This is a genomic window from Ohtaekwangia kribbensis (genome assembly GCF_042676245.1).
Taxonomy (GTDB): Bacteria; Bacteroidota; Bacteroidia; order Cytophagales; family Cyclobacteriaceae; genus Ohtaekwangia; species Ohtaekwangia kribbensis.
This window is the reverse complement of sequence record NZ_JBHTKA010000014.1, coordinates 175211-196813: the sequence shown is the minus strand read 5'-3', so window position 1 is coordinate 196813 and position 21603 is coordinate 175211. Positions and strand designations below refer to the sequence as shown.

The window sequence follows — 21603 nt, the reverse complement described above, 5'->3', positions numbered from 1 at the left end:
TTAACGGTTAACTAGAAGTTATCCAGGAATGACTTACGTCTTTCAAGTTTCAAATCCTGGAGGATGCTTGCCTTTACATTGATGGTAAAGTTGAACGACTGGAATCTTCCGAACGGTGTCCAATTCAAATGCATCGTCCAGCAGTGGAGATCGCGCGATATACCTAAGTTCGTTTGTGTAAATTCTTTCGACTCGAAGTGATAGCCGGTGCTATAGGTAATCTTCCATTTCTCCGAGAGCGACAGATCTCCGTTCGCAGATACGGTCTGTATAACATTCGGATCGGAATTTACAGCATGGGTATAGCTCAGGTTATAGCTAACATTGAGACTCCACGGTATTTCAAAATCTAAATAGGCATCCGGGTTTTGTATCAGGAAGTCTTTCTCCTGCTGTGGTAAATTTGACTTCGCTATTTTTTCACGACTCGTTGTCTCCTTATTTCTCGCTTTCGGGTTCAGGTTCGTACTCATGGCTAATGTAGCACTGGTTATACGACCTACTCGTCCGCTTTTCCACGCGAGTTGATCTCTGCGTCTTTCTTCGGGCTCCTCTCCCTCTATCGGCATCATCACATAGTTATAAGGATCCAATGTAGCAGACAAGTTGAGGTTAAGTTTGTTGTCAAGTATGTTCGTGTTAGCAGATATACCTATAGGAGCGAGTTTAAATGAGTCTGCAATAATATTATAGCTGGTACTGAACGAAAGGTTGTTTAACAACATTACTTTACGTGCTACAGAATCTTGCGGGCCTTGTACTTTTGCTTCGAGGTTGTTTCCTAAACTAAAACCGATGGAACCGCTTTTTCCAGTGTTAGAGCCTCCGTATACAAAACCGTCATGATAGGATTTATATACATTGAGGGGCTTTCCTTCGCTATCAACAGTTTCAAACTTTTGAAAATAGTTTTCATTTCCGGTAAAGTCAGGAGTATACCCAAAGGATATCGATGGGTTAACGATATGTCGTATAGCCTTGATCTTACTAGTTTTCTTTTTAAAGAAGTGAGTACCGTATACCCTTGTTGTTAAACTTGTACTGAAAGAATAATTTGAAATGCGATTAAATCCTTTGGTCGTATCACCCCGTACAATTGATCCGTTCTCTTCTTTCCATCCAACTTTCTCAAAGTACCACTTCTCTTCATAGCTAACCGATGGAGAAACTGTAAAGAAACGAAGTGCTTTAAAAGAGAATGATGCCGGTATAGAATGCCGTATACCTTTCTTACCATTTTCGAAGAAGGTGCCGAAGTTGTTCATGTTGAATGATGCTATACTATCGGTAGACGATGTCCCAATCTTTCCGAGGTTGTTGGTTACACGATTCGATGCCGCCATTGACCATGATACCGAGAAGTTATCCAATGGACCGTTGCCGGCTCCGGTCTTCTTCTGGAATGGATATATATTGGTCATGTTAACGGTAAGGGTAGGCAACGATAAGTCAACAATTTTAGTAACAAGGTCCTGGTTGTGACTCATGTTCAACCCCATGGTAAATGGTGTTCCTGTAAAGCGTTTGCTATACGATATGTTTGAACTGAGCTTGGTAGATATATTACTAAGACTTGACGTAGTCAGATCGTACGATGTACCATAGCCGAGATAGTTATTCTGGTTATAGGTAGTCGTGGCAGCGTTCACCGAAGCAGAAAAACGTCCTGTTCCTTTTGATTGTGGCGAGTGGCTCCACGTTAAACGAAAGTCTTTTGTAAAGTTTTGTGTTTCGATCTTATCATCCTGGTCAGGGTTCTTTGAGTATGAGAAGTTCAGTGAGCCACTATAGTGATAGCGTTTCAGGTAGCTGGAGTTGGCATATAGTGCATGGCCGCCTTTGGAGTAAATATCTCCCGTAAGGGCAAGCTTCATATACTCGCTGATGTCGAAGAAATATCCACCGCCCCTCAAGTTAAAACCTCTTCTCCGTTCCTCGCCATACGAAGGTACAATTATACCCGAAGCACTTTTACGGGGTGAAGGGAACATACCAAACAGAAACCCAAGCGGCAACGGTATATCATTGAACTCCATATAAAACGGTCCGGCAACAATCTTATCGTTGGGTATAGCCTTGGTTTTAGTAGCCCGAATGCGGAAGTGCGGGTGTTCAAGGTTACAGGTAGTATAGCTGTTGTGTACGCTCAATATTTCATTCTTCTCGTTCTTAAAGGCAGCCTCACTGTGTAGATAACCTTCGCCCTGTTGTGTTACCACTTCGCTGATGCGGGCGCGCTTCGTTTTAAAATTATAGACAATGTCTTTCGTCTCGTATAGTTCAGGGCCGTTCTTAAATACCGGATAGCCTACACGTTGGCCCAGTGAATCGCGCCTGCCATGTGCAGTAAGTGTACTGTTGGCATAATCAATTACTATTTCATCGGCTTCCAGTTCAATCTCTCCATATACTATTTTTGCTTCACCGTATAGCCATACCATCTGGTTATCGAGGGTAGCGCGTATAGAATCTCTGGCAGAATAGTTGATCGTAGTTTCTATATCACCTTTGGGTGGTGGCGTATTGGTGGTATCAGATTTTAAAGTATCGGCTTTTGCAGGAGGAGGAATGGTATCGGCCGGAGCTTGTTTGAGTGAATCGGTCTTTAACCGCAGCGTATTCCCTGGTGTTTTAACGGTCGGCTCCACCTGCGCATAGGAGGCAATTGATAGGATGAAAAGTAAAGTAAATATAGAAAGTCGCTGCACAGGTGCTGAGTTGAATGTCAGGGCTTTAGCTTTTAGTGAAAAATTCACATTTTTGCGTAAAGTTATTGCAAATAGATTGAACATTGTAAGGCCTGTGAAGAATATTGGATTAACTGTGCTTCTGATAGCAATAACCTTGCTAAATTCATCATCTACCTGTTTCCGTACAGACGCGAAGGTAGATGTAGTGGTAATTGATGCCGGCCACGGAGGCAAGGACCCTGGAAATATAGGGAAGCAAGCAAGGGAAAAAGACATCGCGCTGAAGCTGGCGTTAAAGCTTGGCGACTATATAGAAAAGAATATGCCGGATGTAAAGGTAATTTACACCCGTAAAGATGATCGTTACCTGGCGCTTGACGAACGTGCGGAGATCGCCAATAAAAACAAGGCTGACCTCTTTATCTGTATCCACGCTAATTCGCATTCCAACACCAAAGCCTTTGGCACCGAGACCTTTACCATGGGTATGCACGTAGATGAACGCAACCTGCAGGTGGCCAAGCGTGAGAACTCTGTTATCCTGATGGACGAAAACTATAAGGAGCGATACGAAGGCTTTGATCCGAACAGTCCGGAGTCCTATATATTATTTACACTTACTCAGAGTGCTTACCAGGAAAGTAGTCTTAGCTTTGCCCAGAAAGTTGAAGCACAATTCAAAAATAAAGTGGGTCGCTTTAGCCGCGGTGTTAAGCAGGCGGGTTTTGTTGTACTGTGGCGCACCACTATGCCGAGCGTACTGATCGAAGCCGGCTTCCTGTCCAATCCTCCTGAAGAAAAATTCTTAATGACTGGCGATGGCCAGGATTTAATTGCCTCTGGTATTTACCGGGCCTTTAAGGAGTATAAAAATGAAGTAGAATCTATAAATTGATGACCCAAAAGGTTATTCTGAAATAAACAACTTTCACTTTCCTCTGCATGAAATTATCCAAAGAATTTAAGGTGGGCCTCTTTATGGTAGTAGCCCTCGCGTTGCTGTATTTCGGATTTAACTTTCTTAAAGGCATCGACTTTTTCTCAACCACCAATAAATACTATGCGATCTACCAGAATGTAGATAAGCTTACGGAGTCTAACCAGATATTTTTAAACGGTTATGCCGTAGGTCGCGTAAGCAATATTGAAATTCAGCAGAGCCGGGATCGTGTTATTGTTGAACTTGATATTGATTCAGATATCGTTCTTACCGATTCATCGATCGCTATGCTGAATGGTGAGATTCTCGGAGGACGCTTTATTCAGCTCGATGTTCGGGGAGGCGGTAAAAAACTTGATCCAAAAGACACCATGCGTTCTGAAGTAGCCAAAGGTATCATGGACTTCATTACTCAAAATGCACAACCGGTAGCTTCCAGCCTTACTACAACTTTAAAGAAAGTAAATGAGTTACTGGAAAACCTATCGGGAAACAGCAAACGTCTGGATACATTGTTTGCCGGCTTGCAATCAACACCGCGGCTGCTGAACACAACACTCACTACTGCCAACACGAACATTAACGACCTCGGTGCCAATTTCAAAACTGTAGCAACTAACCTGAATGGTACACTGGAGGAATTGAAACCTACTATTGCCAACCTTCACGTTGTATCTGACTCTTTAAAGATGATGCAATTGAATGGCACGGTTAAGAAAGCTCAGGAAAGTCTCACAAAACTGAATGAGACACTGGCCAAGCTGAACAAAGGTGATAACACCGCGAGTAAACTGTTAACGGAAGATACACTCTATGTTAACCTGAACAAGATGCTCCAGTCAATCGATTCTTTGGCTCAGCATTTCAATAATAATCCGCGTCACTTCCTGTCACCGCTGGGTAAAAGCAGCAAGAAGATCGAAAAGGAGTTGTCACGCCAGCGCAAGAGTAATTAACAACGAAAGGCTATAGTTACTATAGCCTTTCGTTTTGAAGATCCGATATTTTAGTTCACCTCTCTTTATAGCGATAGTCTATACCGTATAGACTATGGACTATTCAGTATTTTTCCAATCTTTAGGTCTTTCATTATCTTCAATTCAATCCATCATTCAGCATGACGCGCGATCTTGAATTCAACAAAAACGAAGATCAGTTTAAGCAGCTCATTTATCAGCTTCAATCAAAGGCAAAGAAGACCAAGCTTGGCGGAGGCGAAAAGAAAATTGATGAGCAGCATCAACGCGGAAAACTTACCGCTCGTGAACGCATCGATTATTTAACAGATGATGGTTCATCGTTCGTAGAGATCGGGTTGTTTACCGGCGATGGTATGTATAAAGAGCAAGGTGGATGTCCGTCCGGAGGTGTTGTTGCCGGCCTCGGCTATATACATGGAAGGCTCACCATGATTGTAGCAAATGATGCTACCGTAAAAGCTGGCGCATGGTTCCCGATCACAGCCAAGAAAAATCTGCGTGCGCAGGAGATCGCGATGGAGAATCACCTTCCTATAGTATATCTCGTGGACAGTGCAGGTGTATTTCTGCCCATGCAGGATGAGATCTTCCCTGATAAAGAACACTTCGGCCGACAGTTCCGAAACAACGCAAAGATGTCTGCGATGGGTATTGTACAAGTTGCGGCTATCATGGGAAGTTGTGTTGCCGGTGGTGCCTACTTACCGATCATGTCGGATGAAGCTATGATCGTTGACAAAACCGGATCTATATTTCTGGCAGGCTCTTATTTAGTAAAAGCAGCCATCGGTGAAGACATAGATAACGAAACATTAGGAGGTGCTACAACCCATTGTGAGATATCCGGTGTAACAGATAATAAATTTCCGAACGACCAGGCTTGTCTTGACTATATACGCTCGCTCTTCAGCAAATTCGGAGCGACCGAAAAAGCTGGCTTCGATCGCAGTACTCCTGCCCCGCCCTCACTCGACCCGAAAGAACTATATGGCATCATGCCGGTAGATCGTGTGAAGCCTTACGACATGGTGGAGATCATTAAACACATCGTTGATAATTCTGAGTTCGATGAGTATAAAGCGCTCTATGGCAAGAGTATCATCTGCGGTACAGCACGCATTGATGGTTGGGCTGTTGGTATAGTTGCCAATCAACGTAAAGTTGTCAAGACTAAAAAAGGCGAAATGCAAATGGGCGGAGTTATATACTCTGACTCTGCCGATAAAGCTGCACGCTTTATTATGAACTGCAATCAGCGAAAAATTCCGTTGGTATTTATACAGGATGTGAGTGGCTTTATGGTGGGCAGTAAAGCAGAACACGGTGGTATAATTAAAGATGGCGCCAAGATGGTAAATGCCATGGCAAATTCAACAGTGCCTAAATTCACAATCATTGTAGGTAACTCATATGGAGCGGGTAATTATGCCATGTGTGGCAAAGCGTACGATCCGCGCTTAATTGTAGCATGGCCTACTGCACAGATAGCAGTAATGAGTGGCGCCTCTGCTGCGAAAACTTTACTACAGATTCGCGTGAGTACATTAAAGGCTCAGGGCCAGACGATCAGCAAAGAAGAGGAAGAAAAGTTATTGAAAGAAATTACGGATCGCTATAACGAGCAACTGAGTCCGTATTATGCAGCGTCACGTTTATGGGTTGATGATGTGATTGATCCGCTCGAAACGCGTAAAGTTATATCGATGGGTATAGAAGCCGCAAATAACGCTCCTGTCGAAAAATTCAATGTAGGAGTTATTCAAACATAACTGGCGCAAGTCTGAAGACTTGTGCCAGCATTGTCAGCAGTCTTCAGACTGTCTTATTATATTCTTAACTATATATTTCTATATATACTAGCTTTCAAGTCTGAAGACTTGAGACACTTGTGGTACAAGTCTTCAGACTTGCACCAGTTATTTGATTTCGAACTGGGCTGTTACCTGAGCCTGCAGCGTAATTTTTCTGAATGCGGTAGGATCTTCCGCTGGCATATCACCGGCAGCTTCGTAGTTAGCTTTGCTGCGTACCATTACATTGGTAGCCATGTTATCCATCGGATAGTAATTTTCGAATTCTCTTACCATCAATGTCTTGCCCATTTCTGAACCGATAGACTTCAGCAATGCGTCTGCTTTTGCTTTGGCTGCCTGCAACGCCTTCACTTTCAATTCAAGTCTATATTTCTCAAGTTCGGTGTGTGTAATTTTTGTCAGTGTGATCTGGTTAACTTTTACAGGCTCAACTTTCTCCAGCAGCTTTTCAAGTTCTGCACCGCTGCTTAAAATTACCTGGTATGTTTTCTCGCGGAAGGCATCTTTATCTTTGCGACCCAGTTTACCAAACTGTGAACCTACATTGGCGATGGTAACTTTTTTACGATCGATCGATGCGTTCTTGATAGCATCCCAGAATTCCTTATCAAGTTTTTCCAGCGATACTTTCTCACGATTCTCTTCAAACTCACGGAGTTGTACGTTCACATAAATTTCGTTCGGCTCTACCTCCTGACGTGCCGTGCCGCTCACTTCTATAAAATGTTCACCTTTAAATCCCTCCTGCGCAAATGTTATGGTCGTCAGAAAAAAGAAAACGGAAAATAAAACAGTAGACTTCATGATTGTTATTTTAAATGAATAATTGGTTTTCTAAGTTTATCAAAAAATATTCCAGACAATTTTCAATGCTGTTTTTTGCTGATCGTGAGAGATTAGACACTGCAACGGGATAAAAAGTGGGTAAGCGTTGCACTTTTTTTAAGTGCATTATTCGCATGAGTATCGAATAGTTTTTACTTTAGCAACGACCATTTATCAATTACTTGAAAGACACTGAATTAAAAGCTCTTGTTTCCCTGCTCGATGATGAGGATGTGCAAATAGTTTCCCATGTCGAAGAGAAAATTCGTTCGCTGGGTACTGCTATTATACCTTTTCTGGAGCAAGAGTGGGAAAGTAATTTCAATCCGCAGGTACAGCGAAAGATTGAAGAGCTGATCCATGCTTTACAGTATGAGTTATTGAAAGAACGAATCAAGTCGTGGTACGAAACGCCTGAACAAGACCTGCTCACGGGTATGTGGCTTGTGGCAACGTACCAGTATCCTGATCTTGAGCTTATTAAATTAAAGCAGGAGCTTGAGCAGATCTATTACGAAACGTGGCTTGAGTTCAAACCCGATCTATACCCGTTCGATCAGATTAAAGTTGTAAACAGTGTACTGTTCAATAAACTGAAATTCGGTGCCAACACCAAGAATTTTCATTCACCCGGCAACTCGATGCTCAACGTTGTGCTGGAAACGCGCAAGGGAAATCCGATAACATTGTGTGTGATTTATTTACTGGTGAGTCAGAAGTTAAAGCTGCCGGTACATGGCGTAAATCTTCCGAACCTGTTTGTTCTCACCTATAAAGATGAGCGACACACGCAATTCTATATAAACGCCTTTAACAAAGGGCTGATCTTCTCCCGACAAGACATCGAGAACTATATCAGTGAGCTTCACCTCACACCACAAACATCGTTTTTCGAACCTTGCTCCAACCTCGAAATCATCCGCAGAGTATTCCGCAACCTCATCATGTCGTTCGATAAAATGGGCGAACACGCGAAAGCGGAAGAAGTAAAAGAACTGCTGCTGTTGATTGCAGACGGAGCTGACCTGGGCGTGTGAAATAGCTGCGAGCTGCCAGCTGCTAGAAGATGATATTTATACCGCTATTTCGTTACATAATGCAGATTTCAGCCTCACTCAAAGACGTATATATACATCATTACTACGAATAATTCACTCTATAAATTAGCAGTAACGTCCTGTAGCCAGAGGCCAGCCGCCATTTCTCGTAGCTCACAGCTAATTCCCTATCCACTTCTTAAACGCTACGGCTTTTTCACGACTGATGTCGAGTTCGAGGTTAATCGGTGGTTTGAGTTGTACGGTGAGGCCTTTGTGGGTGGTTTTTATTTTGGCTACCGATTGTATATGTATTATATATTGGCGATTAACGCGAAAGAATACTTCGGGACTCAGCAGACTTTCAATTTCATCGAGGGTGTGATGTTCGGTAATATACTTTTCATTATTAAGCGTGTGCAGGTATATAAGTTCTTCCTTATGAAAGAACGCGATCTCGTTTTGCATTACCGGGATCAGTGTGTTACGATGTACGGTTAGAAATCGCTCTTTATACTTTCGTGACTGATTACCCCACGTACTCATTAAGGATTTCAGTTGTTCGCCTAATATAGTCTCGGTGGAGAGCGATTTATACTTGGCTACTGCCGCACGTAATTCAGCTTCATCCACCGGTTTTAATAAATAATCTATACTGTTGAGTTTGAATGCACGAATAGCATATTCATCGTAAGCCGTAGTAAAGATGATGGGACAATGAATGTGCAGTGTCTCAAATATTTCGAAACTTATACCGTCTGATAATTGAATGTCAGACAGTATCAGGTCGGGTAAATTATTTCCATCGAACCAACCCCTGGCGGCCTCCACACTTGTAATGGTGTCGAGTATCTTTGCTTCCGGCTCTGCCTTTGCGATCAGGTTCTTCAGATCCTGCGCAACCAGTGGTTCGTCTTCGATGATCAGTATATTCATTACCGTTTCTTAAAATTCGAAATTAGGATTCTGCCACCCCATCGGTATATCTGCCTCGTAAAGTCCTGCAGGTGTTTTAATTCGCATCTCCATTCTTCCTTCAATCTTGAAACCAAGCGCCTGATAGAACTTGATCGCTTTCTCATTCCCCTCGCGTGTAATCAACTCTACCTTGCCTATATCCGTTCGGTTAAGTGCTATCTCTTCGAGGAAAATGGTAAATAACGTGCGACCGATCTTTCGTCCCTGAAACTCCGGATGCACAGCAATCGTCAGGTCTGACAATAAATGCTTGAATACATGTATACCTGGTTTATAGGCGTGCATCTCTCCTATAAATCGCTCCGGGTCTTCGGGATGTATAGCCACCAGTATCAAGCCATCCGCAATACTCTTCTTAACAAAGTTCTCTACGTATTCTTCGGTAATTTCGTTTTCCAATCGTGCGATACCGCCTTTGATCCTGGCAACTTCTTTATATAGTTGAACGATCTTCGATACATCATCCATTGCAGCAGTTCGTATATGCATAAGTATTTATTTCATTTCGCTGCAAAATACTATTCTTTGTCGTGGCTGCCATTATATCAACGGCACTTTCACATAGAAACGATCTGTAGTCGGTTCAATCAACACTGGTTTGTCACTAAAAAAACTATACAGTGAACGCAGATTTTCGAGCCCCAGCTTGTTGGATGTCTCTACGCGTTTGCGTAGTTGCAGGTTGTTGCTTACCACCAGGTAATCGCCAATGGAAGTGATCTCGATAGTTAACGGTTTCGTCTTGTCAACCACATTATGCTTGAGTGCATTTTCAATCAATATCTGCAAGGTTACGGGTACAATTGCCTGACTCCGGGCATCATCGCGTATATCAATTTTAAAGTGAATAGCATCTTTAAACCGTGTATCCAGCAACGATATATAGTGTTGAATGAAGTCCAATTCCGTTTGCAGTGTAACAAAGTTTTTGTCTTTGTTCAGCAAAACATAGCGGTATATTTTAGAGAGCTGTTGCAGGAACTGCGAAGCGAGCTTCTGATCTTCAAAGATTAAACTGTTAAGCGAAGTAAGCGCGTTGAATAAGAAGTGCGGATTAAGCTGGTTCTTGAGATTATCGAACTGCACCTGCGATTTCTCTTTCTCCAATCGCTCCGCCAGCACAAGCGAATCTTTCCAGCGATCAATAAAATAATTGGAAATAAAACCGAGGTTGATGGCGGTGGGCACGATCATGTAGATTGCCCACGTTGCTGCCAGAAAAAGACTATCGAGTTTAAAAGGCAGAGCCGGCTCTCCAAAGAAATATACTATAAATCGAACTGTCAACCCGATGCCTACACCACAGCTGATCTGGATCAGCATACGTTTGACAAGATTCACTTCAAAGGGATACACTTTATTCAGCAACCGATGAACTAAGCGAAGCGATTCCCACATAACCACCACCAGCACTATGGATGCGATGGTTGTTTTTACCTGAAGGCCTACGCTGAATTCTCTCCACTTAGACAGCCTCACGAGCAGGCCTGCCACGGTAATAGAAAGAACTATACTATAGGTAATGAGAATTTGCCGGGTATTTTTATATCCTAATATCACTGTATGAATATACTATATTTCACTGTAAGTGAGGCAGGATATATCTTCTGGCCTGATGAGTTATAGCTTGCCTCAACGGCCAAAACAAAAAATTAATCCCGCGCCTTAAGCTGACGTTTACTTTTTTCGATACGCTTCTGCAGTCTCTCCTCCTCAATCAACTTGTTAAAATTGCGTTGCGCTACATAGAACTGTCGCAAATAAGGATTTACAGAAGTAAAAAGGTTGATCTTGTTCTCCATAATCGTGTTATTTCCGTTATGACACCCATACTAACGTAAACCCCTATGGGTTGTGTTGTAAAAATCTGAACGACTTGCAGAAAAAGTCGACCAAAGACCGTTACGACACGATCTTTCCATCACTCATCTCTACAATACGATCTGATTTTTTTGCGAATTCCTCATCGTGCGTCACGGCAATAATCGTTTGTTTATAGCGCTGCGTGAGCTCGTTGAATATATCAAAAACTACATGCGTGTTGTAGGAGTCGAGGTTACCGGTAGGTTCATCACCCATAATTATATCCGGGTCATTAATCAATGCACGTGCTATGGCAACTCTTTGCTGCTGTCCTCCTGAAAGTTTGTTTGAAGGTTTCAAGGCTTGCTCCTGTACACCCAGCATCGTTAACTTTTCATAGGCACGCTCTTCTATTTCATGTGGCGAATAGCGTGCAAGTTTCAATGCCGGTATCATTACATTCTGCAACACGCTAAACTCGGGCAACAAATAATGAAACTGAAAAACGAATCCTATATGTGCATTTCTGAACTTTGAAAGTTGATTCTGATCCTTACCGGTAAGGCGTTGCCCGGCAATTTCAAGCTCGCCTTCATAATCTGTATCCATAGTGGAAAGTACATACAGCAATGTAGATTTACCACAACCTGATTTGCCTACCAGGGAAAGAAACTCACCTTTACTTACAGAAAGGTCAATCGCTTTCAACACCTGGAATTTTTCAGGCTCATAAAAGTATTTCGTTACCTTATGTGCTTTTAATACCTGCATATACTATAGACGCTTGAATTTATCCTCGCAAGATTTCAATCGGATCAACATTGGCTGCTTTGCGTGAAGGCATATACCCGGCTATAGCTGTGGTGACTATACCAAATACGATACCCACTATATAATATTTTGCCTTGAAATTTACCGGCAGGTGATCAATGCTGATTACATCGCCACCATCAAACGGAGCGCGCACAATAAGCGATGAAAGTAAAAAGCCAATAGCAAGACCAGCCAGACTTCCGATGAGACCAATGATCAACGATTGTATCATAAAGATCTTCCGCACATCGCTTCCGGAAAATCCCATCGCTTTAAGAATGGCTATATCTTTCATCTTGTTCATGATCGTCATGTTCAGAATATTATAGATCCCGAAGCCTGCAACAATCAACAAAGTTATTGAAACAGAGTAGGTAAGTATATTTCGGATAATAACGCCCAGCAACATCGTAGCATTCGCAGTCTCCCAGTCTTCTGATTTATAGCCAAACGTCTTTTGCAGTTGTGGTGCCATCGCTTTTGCAAGATGAAAGTCTTTTAGCTTGATATTGATATCTGTGAGATAACTCTTATCGCGTTGCAGTATATTTTGTACCATCGAAATGTTGGCGTAGCTCTTTACGTTATCGATCGTTCCTACGCCCATTTGAAAAAGGCCTACGACCTTCAGGGTCATGGTAAAGCCTTGCGGGGTAGTAATTACTACGCGGTCGCCTGTTTTGGCGTTCAGTTTTTTAGCGAGTCCTTTACCCATAATGATTCCTTCCGGATTTACAATCAGGTCTTCAATACGACCTTCCCGCATTTTGGCTTTGATATCAAAGAGACGATCCTCCTCCACGATATCTACACCGGCAATCGTACCATTCAGTTGCACAGGTCCATAATTGTAAAACACCTGTGACGTAAGCTGAGGCGACACGCCCCGCACCTCCGGGTTCTTCCGAATCATCTCTGCGATCTTCAACGCATTGTGCACCTTCTGACTTTCATTCTTGGGCTTTGTGTGATACACTATATTTATACCTTGTGGATTTACCTGCTCCGCGAGCGAAGAACGATCGGCTGTGATATCGTGGTATATCCGTATATCCGGTGACGATGTCATGGCGAGGTCTTCCGTCATATCATTCAACCCGGTCATTAAACTTACCATCGCTATGAACATACCTATACCAAACGTTACCCCCAGCATGGCAACAATAGTTTGCTTGGGTTTTGATACCAGGTGTGTACGCGCTATGGTGAATGGCAGTGACATATCGTATCAATGTATAGTGGTGAATGATACCAAAGGCTGATCAGCTTTTATGCCCTCTGTTATCTCTACTTCATCGAGTGTCTTAATGCCGGTAGTAACATGAATCTTTATATCGCCATCATCGGTCTTGATGATCACCGAATCACCGGGCAATAGCGCTGTCTTCGGCACAACGATGGCCTTCTCTTTTTGCCGGATCACAATATTCGCTTCAACAGCGAGTCCTGAGTAAGACTCCGGTAATTTACCTTCCAACACAGCATCAACCCGCAGCGACTGCTGCTGCCGGTTTACCATCGGGTATATTTTACGAACTTTGGCGTGAAAGATTTTATCCGGAAAAGCATCGATCTTTACCAATACCGTTTGCCCTTCTTTGATGCGTTGTATATCGAGTTCATCTACGCTTAACTGCAGGTAGAAGCCGGTGTCTCTTCCCACAACCGCGAGCAGTTCACTTCTTCTTACCAACTCACCTTTTTCTTTCACAGTTTTAAATATTCTTCCATCTACTTCGCTCTTCACTATATATTTACCGCTTTCGTCTCCGGCTATCTTTAGCTGGTTGGTGGCATTCTGTAACTCAAGTGCCACTTGGTCTTTCATACGTCTCAGCCGGCTGTTTTGCGCGGTATATTCGTTGCGCGAGTTCTTATACAGTAATATATACCTATCGTATTCCACACGCGTAGTGGCACGCTGGTTCCACAAGTTGGTATAGCGTTCTGCATTGATCGAATCGAATTCCATTTTTGATTTTGCAGCGTCTGCAGCTGCGCTCAGTTCATGTAATACGGGAGAGTTGTCGCTTTTATTCCGAAGGGCAAGTTCATAATTCTCTTTCGCGATGCGGAAGCGTGCTGACTGCTGGCCGGATTCTATGATAAATATAGGAGCGTCTTTTGAGACAACATCTCCATCGTTCGCCAGCTTGGCGGTTATCGTTCCATCAACCTCGGAGAAGATCTGGTGTTCGTCTTCCGATACCACAAAGCCAGATGCATATACCGCCTCCATCAATGGCTTTACCACGGGTGTTACTACATCTCCGCGGTTATTGCAGGAGTATGCCACAAAAAGCAAACCGAGTATTGTTGTCCTATTGCGTATCGGGCGCGTATCCATACCGTTAATGTAAATAGAAACACGATGCCCGTTGGTGACGAAAATCAGGAAGTGTATGAAAAGTAAATCAAAGTGTAGCGAATAGCGATTGAACCGTATATAAAAAAAGCTCCCGTTGCAATAACCGGAGCTTCCTTATAAGACTATATTCCAAAAGAACGACTTACAAATTAGGCTGTGGTGTTGTTCTCAGGTAAGGCTTCACACGCTTGTGGCCTTTCGGGAATTTAGCGGCTATATCTTCATCTTTCACAGCTGCCGTGATGATCACATCTTCACCATGTTTCCAGTTAGCAGGTGTTGCCACGCTATAGTTGGCAGTAAGCTGAAGACTATCAACCACACGAAGGATCTCATCAAAGTTTCTTCCGGTAGAAGCCGGGTATGTAAGCGTCAGTTTAATTTTCTTATCCGGACCAATCACAAACACAGAGCGTACCGTAAATTTATCTACCGCCGGGTGAACCATGCCATACAGGTTGGCTACTTTAAATTCAGGATCTGCAATGAGAGGATATGTTACCGTGGTGTTTTGTGTCTCATTGATATCGCCAATCCATTTGTTATGGGACTCGAGTGGATCTGCACTAATCGCCAGGATTTTTACATTACGTTTATCAAACTCTGGTTTCAGTTTCGACATGGAGCCAAGCTCTGTTGTACAAACCGGAGTAAAATCTGCAGGGTGCGAAAACAAAATGCCCCAGCTGTTGCCGAGCCATTCGTGAAATTTAACAGTACCTTGAGTGGTTTCTGCTGTGAAGTCGGGGGCTACATCGCCTAGTCGGAGTGACATATTCTATCGTGTTTAAGTGAAACAAATTATACTGAAGTCCTAAAATACTTAATCCCTATTGAATTAATAGAGTTATACTGAATATTGTGTAGGGTTAACGCTTTTTACGCGCTTTCAGTTTCGCTTCTTTCTTTACAAGCGATTCAAGTGTATCAGCTTTCAACATCTCGACCGTAGCGTTTCGTATTTGTAAAAACGCATCGTGCACGGTACAGGTCTCTTCATCTTCACATTCTGCACAAGGCTCATAAAATTTATGAGCCGCACAGGAAACGAGTGCTATAGCACCATCGAACTGACGCACAACTTCTGCCAGGTTAACATCTGCGGGTTTCATCCGAAGAAAGTATCCGCCTCCTTTACCCTGCTTGCTGCCCAGTACACCGGAGCGCTTCAGGTCAAGCAGAATGGCTTCCAGAAATTTTTTCGGAATGTTACAGGCTTCAGATATATCCTTGATTAAAAATTTTTCTTCCGGGTCCCGGGCCATATGGACGAGGGCATGGATAGCATATTTACACTTCTTCGATAGCATAACTGGGACAATTTAATGGATTTACAGGTTTTGTAGTTACCTTCTTTCGCTTAATTTTGATAACACCACGACAGGCCGAGGTAGCTCAGGGGTAGAGCATCCCGCTCGTAACGGGAAGGTCGTGGGTCCAATTCCCATTCTCGGCTCTATATTTACTTCATGGATCTTATTAAAATAGTACTGGTTGGTATAGGAGGCTTGCTTGGAAGTATTGCCCGCTATATAACGGTTAAGTCTATAACTATTAAAATACCCGCAGCGTTCCCGTATGGTACGCTCACGGCTAACCTGGTGGGGTCGTTTATCCTGGGATTTGTTTATGGATTAGCACTTCGAAAGACAGATATGTCGGAGAATGTAAAATTGTTTTGGGGTGTTGGTTTCTGTGGCGGGTATACTACGTTTTCGTCTTTCGCGTGGGAAAGTGTAACGCTCTTTAATCAGAAGATGGCGGCTACTTCGCTATTATATATTTCCACAAGCCTGGTACTCGGCATTCTTTCTTTGCTGGCCGGGATGTGGTTAAGTCGTTTTTTATAACGACTGTTTTTTGTTTAATCTAATAAAGCTTCTTACTTTTGTCGCCCTTGCAAAAAGGGAAATTTTACACCTTGCCCAGGTGGTGAAATTGGTAGACACGCTACTTTGAGGGGGTAGTGCCTTAACCGGTGTGCTGGTTCGAGTCCAGTCCTGGGCACATTGTTTAAAGGATAGATAACGTTGGCCAGTTGTTTTTAACGTAAAGCAACGGTCAACATAAACCGAAGTGGTGGAATTGGTAGACACGCACGTTTCAGGGGCGTGTGTCGCAAGACATGAGGGTTCGAGTCCCTCCTTCGGTACGAAAGCTTTCAGTAAAAAAACTGGAAGCTTTTTTATTTATAGCCCATCACACCCTTACTCTAAATATTTTTGATCGCACAAAAGATTTAAGAAGTTTTTAACAAGCGAATCTTTTCAGTGAGCTACCTTCGTCAACGCCACCCCTATCCGTCATTTAAACTAAATAATAACCCGACTCATGAAACGACTATTGCCCCTCGTGCTTCTCATTGGAAGTATAACCGTGTTGCATGCCCAGCAGAAAGACAAAGCATCTAACGCTGATAAAAAAGCATCCGCTTCGAAAAAGTCATCGACTCATAAACTAGTTGGAACATGGACGCTCGTGTTGGTTGACAATATACTTCCCGATGGCAGTCGCGTGGAACTATACGGACCATCACCACAAGGTATACTTATGTTTGATGCTCGGGGTAATTACTCACTCCAGATATTGCGGGCCAATCGCGCGAAGTTTGCTGCAAATGACAAAGGTCAGGGTACACCAGAGGAGTATAAAGCTGCTGTGCAGGGAAGTAACACCCACTTCGGCAAATATACTGTTGATGAAACCACCGGTACGATAACATTCTACATTGAACATGCTTCGTATCCGAACTGGGAAGGCACTGAACAGAAACGACTCTTTACCATCAGCAACGATGAACTTAAATATACCGTACCTACACCCACTACCGGAGCAGGTGCTACCGGTGAAGTGGTTTGGAAGCGTATCCAGTAATGCACAAAAAAAATAGCAGCAAGCTTTCTAAACTTGCTGCTATAGCTTTTGGTTATTGATCCTGATTTATTTCAACCAACCTTCTACATCTTGTAATGTAGGGTTCGGTATTTCAAGTTTCATCTTCTTACGTGTTCCGCATACATCGTTGAACAGCTTGGAAGCTTTCATCTCTTTCATTTGTGCCAGCGACTGGATGCCGAGTTTCTGTATTACCGGTATCAAATCAGCGCGAACACCGGCATCTAAAAATTCTTTTTCATCAAAACCAGCAACGGCTTTCTCCGGCTTCATCTGCGGGAAGAAGAGTACATCCTGGATTGATGCTGAGTTGGTCATGATCATCGACAGACGATCAATACCGATGCCTAGCCCAGCCGTTGGCGGCATACCAAATTCCAGTGCACGAAGGAAGTCTTCATCGAGTGTCATCGCTTCTTCATCACCACGTTTACCGAGTTCGAGCTGTTCTTCGAATCGCTCGCGCTGATCGATCGGATCGTTCAACTCAGAGAACGAGTTTGCTATTTCTTTACGATTACAGATTGCCTCGAAACGCTCAACTAACCCAGGCTTGCTTCTATGTTTTTTAGCAAGTGGCGACATCTCCAACGGATAATCCGTAATGAATGTTGGCTGAATCAGGTTCGGCTCGCATTTCTCACCGAAGATCTGATCGATCAGTTTTCCTTTACCCATGGTAGGGTCCATCGGCACATTCAATTGCTGACAAGTATCACGCAACTGTTGTTCATCCATGGCAGATATATCTACACCCGTGAAATGTTGAATTGCTTCAAACATGGTATAGCGTTTCCATGGACGTTTAAAATCGATAACATTCTCGCCTACTTTTACTTCGGTAGATCCGTGGAGATCGAGTGCTACTTTCTCAATCATCTCTTCCACAAGGTCCATCATCCAGTAGTAATCTTTATAGGCTACATACAATTCAACCTGCGTAAACTCCGGGTTATGGAAACGTGACATCCCTTCGTTACGGAAGTCTTTCGAAAATTCATATACACCGTTGAACCCGCCTACGATGAGGCGCTTCAGGTACAACTCATTGGCTATACGCAGGTATAGCGTCATGTCCAGCGTGTTGTGATGTGTTTTGAACGGACGAGCCGCAGCACCACCATACAAGGGCTGAAGTATAGGCGTTTCCACTTCCAGGTACCCTTTTACATTGAGGTACTGGCGCATGGAGTTTACCAGTTGCGTACGTTTGATGAATGTATCGCGCACGTCTGGGTTTACGATCAGATCCACGTAACGCATGCGGTAGCGTTGCTCTGAATCCGTAAAGGCATCGTGACGTTGCACATTGCCTTGCTCGTCTGTTGTTTCTTTAACAACTGGTAACGGACGAAGTGCTTTTGTTAAAACCGTAAAGGCTGTAACGTGAATGGAGATCTCACCGGTTTGTGTTGTAAAGCCGTAGCCTTTCACACCGATGATGTCTCCTATATCCAGTAATTTTTTAAATACGGTATTGTATAAAGTTTTGTCTTCACCGGGACAGATATCGTCTCTGCGAATATAGATCTGTATGCGACCGGTCTCATCCTGTAACTCAGCAAAGGCAGCGCTTCCCATGATGCGGGTGCTCATGATGCGGCCTGCAATGGAGATCTGACGATAGTCGCTCTTCTGACGTTCGTAGTTTTCCAGGATTTCCTTCGCAGAGGCATTCACTTCAAAAAGTTCTGCCGGATATGGATCGATACCTAATTTCCTGAGATCGTCCAGTTTTTGTCTGCGGATGATCTCCTGTTCGCTAAGTTGCATGATTAAAAATTTTCGCAAAAATACTCTAAATAGGGAGAAAAGGAATACTTTGACGCACGAAGGTAGCGCACCGAAAAACGGTTTGTCTTTCGTTTACACCACGTTACGCCTTGTACATCATTGGCAGAATTACTTACGATTCGCTTTTTCGCGCTTTCGTCTCTCGAGTTCTTTTCTGATTAAAATTAACTCACGGCTGCTCTGGCCGGCCACGGATGTATTTTCCTGCGCCCTGCGGAAGAGGTATGGCATCACCGAACGCACCGGACCGTACGGAACATATTTGGCTACTTTATAGCCAGCCTTCGCCAGGTTAAAAGAAATGTTATCGCTCATGCCATAGAGCTGGGCAAACCACACACGCTCATCGTTGTGTTTAATGCCATACTTCTGCATGAGTGTAGTGAGATACTGGTTGCTGTACTCGTTATGTGAGCCGCACATAAAACCAATACGTGCTATATTTTCAACGCAGAATTCCAGTGCTTCATTAAAGGCTTTATCGGATGCTTCTTTACTAGGTTGTATCGGGTCTGCATAGCCCATCGCTTCTGCCCGCGCACGTTCTTTTTCCATATAGGCACCACGCACAAGCTTGGCACCGATGTGATAATTTTTTCGCGAAGCTTCCGCGAAAGCGTTCTTCAGATTTTGCAAGGTGGCAGTGCGGTATAGCTGGTACGTGTTGAACACAATCGCTTTGTCCTGATTATACTTCGCCATCATTTCATAGGCGAGTGCATCGATGGGATCTTGTATCCAGGTTTCCTCTGCATCGATAAGTACCGGAACATTTGAAGCGTGCGCCCGTGCGCAGATTTTATTTACGCGTTCGCGAACGCGTTCATAGGCACGTTGCTCTTCAATGGTAAGTACCTCTTCTTTCTGAACTTTCTCCAGCAGATCGCTATCCCCTATACCGGTAACTTTAAAAACAGAGAAAGGTATACCGGCCGGATTAAGCTTTGCTTTATCGATGGTGTGTAAAAGTTCTTCTGTTACCAGGTCAAAACCTTTTTCGGACTTCTCTCCTTCCACTGAATAATCCAGGATGGTGCCCACACCATACTTTGAAAGTTGCGCGATCTCTTCATCACAATCATCAATGCTTACACCTCCACAAAAATGGTCGAACGCAGTTTTGCGAATGATGCCTTCCACCGGAAGATGTGCCTTCAATGCGAACTTTACAGAGCCTATCGCTATCGCGGAGATCCATGGATGATTAACCATAGAAAAAATAAAGTTTGCCTTGCGCAGAGCTGCGTCTGATTTGTAAGAGAATGCTACGGATGTGTCTTCAAATGAAATCCTGGGTGATGCTTCCATGCCGAAAAAATTCGGGCAAATATACTGCTTACAATTGTTAGCCCAAGTTCTGCCGTAACAGTTCTGATGTTTTTAATAACTTTCGAGCGAAAGAACTAAAAATCACACATGCTACCCGATAACATTTTGTTTTCTACCGATCCTTCCAACGATTTGCTGGCATTCCTGAATCAAAAAAAGTATAGCAAGATCGCTGTGCTCACCGATGAGAACACACGCACTCATTGTTACCCGATTCTGGAGAAGAAACTTCCAGGGCATGTTGTTATCGAAGTGAAGAGCGGTGAAGAACAAAAGAACCTGGACACGTGCGCAAAAATCTGGAAAGACCTGACGGAGCTTGCGCTTGATCGTCATGCCGTGTTAATCGTGTTGGGTGGTGGTGTGCTTGGTGACATGGGAGGCTTCTGTGCTGCTACCTACAAACGCGGAATTGATTTTATACTTATACCAACAACATTGCTCGCACAAGTGGATGCTAGCATTGGCGGCAAACTTGGTGTTGACTTCGAACATCTGAAAAATCACATTGGGGTGTTTCAACAGCCAGCCCTCACGTTGCTTTATACCGGCTTCCTGAAAACTTTACCGGAGGCAGAACTTCGTTCAGGTTATGCTGAAGTCATCAAGCATACGCTGATCTCCGATAAAGCGATGTGGCAACAGATCAGCGCAAAGTCATTACAACAGCAAGACTGGGATGGACTCCTGAAGCATTCGGTAATTTTTAAAGCGCACGTAACCACGGAAGATCCGAAAGAGAAAGGCCTGCGTAAAATTTTAAATGCCGGTCACACGATAGGTCATGCCGTTGAAAGTTATCTGCTGGCAAGCGGCAACCGTATTTTACACGGTGAAGCTATAGCACTTGGTATAATCGCTGAAGGCTTTATTGCACATCAACGCACCATGTTAACAGCTGCAGACTTTACCAGTATAACAAACTATATACTTTCTGTTTACGGCAAGGTTGCCCTGAATGATATGCAGATAGAAGAAGCTTCACAGCTAACGGTTCAGGACAAGAAAAATAAAGGAAATAAGATACTATGCGTTCTTCAGGATGGTATAGGAAGAGCGCGTTGGGATTGCGAGATCAGTCTTGATGAGGTAAAACGTGCTTTAGCATTTTACCAATCGCTTCAGATGTAGTGAGCGTCTGAATCATCAAAGGAACGTTTCTTTTCGGTTTTAATGGCATTCTTCAGGCCGTCAGCTTTTTTGGAGATATACTCTTTGGTTTTCTTTTTCCGATTGCCGGTAAGCAACCAGGCCGCCAACAAAGCACCCGATGCAATGCCTAATCCTACTGCTATTTTACGGGTTGTACTCATATATACAATTTAACCTTTTTCAGA

Annotated in this window: 21 protein-coding genes and 3 tRNA genes; 10 read left to right on the top strand and 14 right to left on the bottom strand. The window is 43.5% G+C overall.

Annotated elements, in window-relative coordinates:
* Positions 1 to 11: 11 nt before the first annotated feature.
* Positions 12 to 2756 carry a putative LPS assembly protein LptD gene (locus tag ACFQ21_RS26725; RefSeq protein ID WP_377584876.1) on the bottom strand — a complete coding sequence of 915 codons (2745 nt, stop codon included), beginning with the start codon at positions 2754 to 2756 and terminating at the stop codon, positions 12 to 14.
* A gap of 46 nt (positions 2757 to 2802) precedes the next feature.
* On the opposite strand from ACFQ21_RS26725, the gene ACFQ21_RS26720 reads away from it, so the two are divergent.
* From ACFQ21_RS26720 to ACFQ21_RS26710, 3 genes are all read left to right on the top strand, one after another.
* Complete coding sequence (locus ACFQ21_RS26720) at positions 2803 to 3585, top strand: N-acetylmuramoyl-L-alanine amidase family protein (RefSeq protein WP_377584873.1); 783 nt, start codon at positions 2803 to 2805, stop codon at positions 3583 to 3585.
* Positions 3586 to 3632: 47 nt separating this feature from the next.
* Positions 3633 to 4586 carry an MlaD family protein gene (locus ACFQ21_RS26715; protein ID WP_377584871.1) on the top strand — a complete coding sequence of 318 codons (954 nt, stop codon included), beginning with the start codon at positions 3633 to 3635 and terminating at the stop codon, positions 4584 to 4586.
* Between the two features lie 161 nt (positions 4587 to 4747).
* Positions 4748 to 6379 (top strand): acyl-CoA carboxylase subunit beta, encoded by a 1632-nt coding sequence (locus ACFQ21_RS26710; protein ID WP_377584869.1) that lies wholly within the window; start codon positions 4748 to 4750, stop codon positions 6377 to 6379.
* 147 nt (positions 6380 to 6526) lie between these two features.
* On the opposite strand, the gene ACFQ21_RS26705 is transcribed toward ACFQ21_RS26710, so the two are convergent.
* A complete protein-coding gene (locus tag ACFQ21_RS26705) occupies positions 6527 to 7228 on the bottom strand; it encodes an SIMPL domain-containing protein (RefSeq protein WP_377584866.1) in 702 nt (233 codons plus the stop codon).
* 203 nt (positions 7229 to 7431) lie between these two features.
* Here ACFQ21_RS26705 and ACFQ21_RS26700 point away from each other — a divergent pair, with 203 nt between their 5' ends.
* A complete protein-coding gene (locus tag ACFQ21_RS26700; RefSeq protein WP_377584864.1) occupies positions 7432 to 8286 on the top strand; it encodes a transglutaminase-like domain-containing protein in 855 nt (284 codons plus the stop codon).
* Between the two features lie 180 nt (positions 8287 to 8466).
* Here the strand turns inward: ACFQ21_RS26700 and ACFQ21_RS26695 are convergent, their stop codons facing one another.
* From ACFQ21_RS26695 to ACFQ21_RS26655, 9 genes are all read right to left on the bottom strand, one after another.
* Entirely contained in the window at positions 8467 to 9222 is a 756-nt protein-coding gene (locus tag ACFQ21_RS26695) for a LytR/AlgR family response regulator transcription factor (protein ID WP_377584861.1), read from the bottom strand.
* 9 nt (positions 9223 to 9231) lie between these two features.
* Positions 9232 to 9753, bottom strand: a complete 522-nt coding sequence (locus ACFQ21_RS26690; RefSeq protein ID WP_377584858.1) for a GNAT family N-acetyltransferase — start codon at positions 9751 to 9753, stop codon at positions 9232 to 9234.
* Positions 9754 to 9804: 51 nt separating this feature from the next.
* Positions 9805 to 10824, bottom strand: a complete 1020-nt coding sequence (locus ACFQ21_RS26685; protein WP_377584856.1) for a sensor histidine kinase — start codon at positions 10822 to 10824, stop codon at positions 9805 to 9807.
* Between the two features lie 92 nt (positions 10825 to 10916).
* Positions 10917 to 11066 carry a hypothetical protein gene (locus ACFQ21_RS26680; RefSeq protein ID WP_377584854.1) on the bottom strand — a complete coding sequence of 50 codons (150 nt, stop codon included), beginning with the start codon at positions 11064 to 11066 and terminating at the stop codon, positions 10917 to 10919.
* A gap of 100 nt (positions 11067 to 11166) precedes the next feature.
* Positions 11167 to 11838, bottom strand: coding sequence for an ABC transporter ATP-binding protein (locus tag ACFQ21_RS26675; RefSeq protein ID WP_377584851.1), 672 nt, complete (start codon positions 11836 to 11838; stop codon positions 11167 to 11169).
* Positions 11839 to 11857: 19 nt separating this feature from the next.
* Positions 11858 to 13102, bottom strand: coding sequence for an ABC transporter permease (locus tag ACFQ21_RS26670; RefSeq protein ID WP_377584848.1), 1245 nt, complete (start codon positions 13100 to 13102; stop codon positions 11858 to 11860).
* 6 nt (positions 13103 to 13108) lie between these two features.
* On the bottom strand, positions 13109 to 14227 hold the full coding sequence (locus tag ACFQ21_RS26665) for an efflux RND transporter periplasmic adaptor subunit (protein ID WP_377584845.1): 1119 nt from the start codon (positions 14225 to 14227) through the stop codon (positions 13109 to 13111).
* A 163-nt stretch (positions 14228 to 14390) separates the two neighbouring features.
* A complete protein-coding gene (locus ACFQ21_RS26660) occupies positions 14391 to 15023 on the bottom strand; it encodes a peroxiredoxin (RefSeq protein ID WP_377584843.1) in 633 nt (210 codons plus the stop codon).
* 94 nt (positions 15024 to 15117) lie between these two features.
* Entirely contained in the window at positions 15118 to 15558 is a 441-nt protein-coding gene (locus tag ACFQ21_RS26655) for an RrF2 family transcriptional regulator (RefSeq protein ID WP_377584840.1), read from the bottom strand.
* Positions 15559 to 15632: 74 nt separating this feature from the next.
* Here ACFQ21_RS26655 and ACFQ21_RS26650 point away from each other — a divergent pair.
* From ACFQ21_RS26650 to ACFQ21_RS26630, 5 genes are all read left to right on the top strand, one after another.
* Positions 15633 to 15704: transfer RNA gene (locus ACFQ21_RS26650), tRNA-Thr, on the top strand.
* Positions 15705 to 15717: 13 nt separating this feature from the next.
* Positions 15718 to 16098: a fluoride efflux transporter CrcB gene (gene crcB, locus ACFQ21_RS26645; protein WP_377584838.1), complete on the top strand. Its 381-nt coding sequence runs from the start codon at positions 15718 to 15720 to the stop codon at positions 16096 to 16098.
* A 73-nt stretch (positions 16099 to 16171) separates the two neighbouring features.
* Positions 16172 to 16255, top strand: a tRNA-Leu gene (locus ACFQ21_RS26640).
* A gap of 63 nt (positions 16256 to 16318) precedes the next feature.
* Positions 16319 to 16400, top strand: a tRNA-Leu gene (locus ACFQ21_RS26635).
* Positions 16401 to 16579: 179 nt separating this feature from the next.
* The gene (locus tag ACFQ21_RS26630; RefSeq protein ID WP_377584835.1) at positions 16580 to 17122 is read left to right on the top strand and encodes a lipocalin-like domain-containing protein; all 543 of its coding nucleotides are present in this window, start codon (positions 16580 to 16582) and stop codon (positions 17120 to 17122) included.
* 66 nt (positions 17123 to 17188) lie between these two features.
* Here ACFQ21_RS26630 and lysS read toward each other — a convergent pair whose 3' ends face one another.
* Both lysS and ACFQ21_RS26620 read right to left on the bottom strand, forming a co-directional pair.
* Positions 17189 to 18916, bottom strand: coding sequence for a lysine--tRNA ligase (lysS, locus tag ACFQ21_RS26625; protein WP_377584832.1), 1728 nt, complete (start codon positions 18914 to 18916; stop codon positions 17189 to 17191).
* Between the two features lie 129 nt (positions 18917 to 19045).
* Complete coding sequence (locus tag ACFQ21_RS26620) at positions 19046 to 20245, bottom strand: proline dehydrogenase family protein (RefSeq protein WP_377584828.1); 1200 nt, start codon at positions 20243 to 20245, stop codon at positions 19046 to 19048.
* A gap of 108 nt (positions 20246 to 20353) precedes the next feature.
* Here ACFQ21_RS26620 and aroB point away from each other — a divergent pair, with 108 nt between their 5' ends.
* Positions 20354 to 21397, top strand: coding sequence for a 3-dehydroquinate synthase (gene aroB, locus ACFQ21_RS26615; RefSeq protein WP_377584825.1), 1044 nt, complete (start codon positions 20354 to 20356; stop codon positions 21395 to 21397).
* Here the strand turns inward: aroB and ACFQ21_RS26610 are convergent.
* Entirely contained in the window at positions 21388 to 21579 is a 192-nt protein-coding gene (locus ACFQ21_RS26610; RefSeq protein ID WP_377584822.1) for a hypothetical protein, read from the bottom strand. The two genes, aroB and ACFQ21_RS26610, sit on opposite strands and share 10 nt — an antisense overlap.
* Positions 21580 to 21603: the final 24 nt, after the last annotated feature.

What these genes read in the sequence shown, in the direction of transcription:
- ACFQ21_RS26695 (WP_377584861.1), bottom strand. Translation starts at nt 9,222, where the DNA reads ATGAATATACTGATCATCGAAGACGAACCACTGGTTGCGCAGGATCTG.
- ACFQ21_RS26630 (WP_377584835.1), top strand. Translation starts at nt 16,580, where the DNA reads ATGAAACGACTATTGCCCCTCGTGCTTCTCATTGGAAGTATAACCGTG.
- ACFQ21_RS26620 (WP_377584828.1), bottom strand. Translation starts at nt 20,245, where the DNA reads ATGGAAGCATCACCCAGGATTTCATTTGAAGACACATCCGTAGCATTC.
- ACFQ21_RS26665 (WP_377584845.1), bottom strand. Translation starts at nt 14,227, where the DNA reads ATGGATACGCGCCCGATACGCAATAGGACAACAATACTCGGTTTGCTT.
- ACFQ21_RS26610 (WP_377584822.1), bottom strand. Translation starts at nt 21,579, where the DNA reads ATGAGTACAACCCGTAAAATAGCAGTAGGATTAGGCATTGCATCGGGT.
- ACFQ21_RS26690 (WP_377584858.1), bottom strand. Translation starts at nt 9,753, where the DNA reads ATGCATATACGAACTGCTGCAATGGATGATGTATCGAAGATCGTTCAA.
- ACFQ21_RS26680 (WP_377584854.1), bottom strand. Translation starts at nt 11,066, where the DNA reads ATGGAGAACAAGATCAACCTTTTTACTTCTGTAAATCCTTATTTGCGA.
- ACFQ21_RS26705 (WP_377584866.1), bottom strand. Translation starts at nt 7,228, where the DNA reads ATGAAGTCTACTGTTTTATTTTCCGTTTTCTTTTTTCTGACGACCATA.
- ACFQ21_RS26710 (WP_377584869.1), top strand. Translation starts at nt 4,748, where the DNA reads ATGACGCGCGATCTTGAATTCAACAAAAACGAAGATCAGTTTAAGCAG.
- ACFQ21_RS26660 (WP_377584843.1), bottom strand. Translation starts at nt 15,023, where the DNA reads ATGTCACTCCGACTAGGCGATGTAGCCCCCGACTTCACAGCAGAAACC.
- ACFQ21_RS26675 (WP_377584851.1), bottom strand. Translation starts at nt 11,838, where the DNA reads ATGCAGGTATTAAAAGCACATAAGGTAACGAAATACTTTTATGAGCCT.
- aroB (WP_377584825.1), top strand. Translation starts at nt 20,354, where the DNA reads ATGCTACCCGATAACATTTTGTTTTCTACCGATCCTTCCAACGATTTG.
- ACFQ21_RS26655 (WP_377584840.1), bottom strand. Translation starts at nt 15,558, where the DNA reads ATGCTATCGAAGAAGTGTAAATATGCTATCCATGCCCTCGTCCATATG.
- ACFQ21_RS26715 (WP_377584871.1), top strand. Translation starts at nt 3,633, where the DNA reads ATGAAATTATCCAAAGAATTTAAGGTGGGCCTCTTTATGGTAGTAGCC.
- crcB (WP_377584838.1), top strand. Translation starts at nt 15,718, where the DNA reads ATGGATCTTATTAAAATAGTACTGGTTGGTATAGGAGGCTTGCTTGGA.
- ACFQ21_RS26670 (WP_377584848.1), bottom strand. Translation starts at nt 13,102, where the DNA reads ATGTCACTGCCATTCACCATAGCGCGTACACACCTGGTATCAAAACCC.
- lysS (WP_377584832.1), bottom strand. Translation starts at nt 18,916, where the DNA reads ATGCAACTTAGCGAACAGGAGATCATCCGCAGACAAAAACTGGACGAT.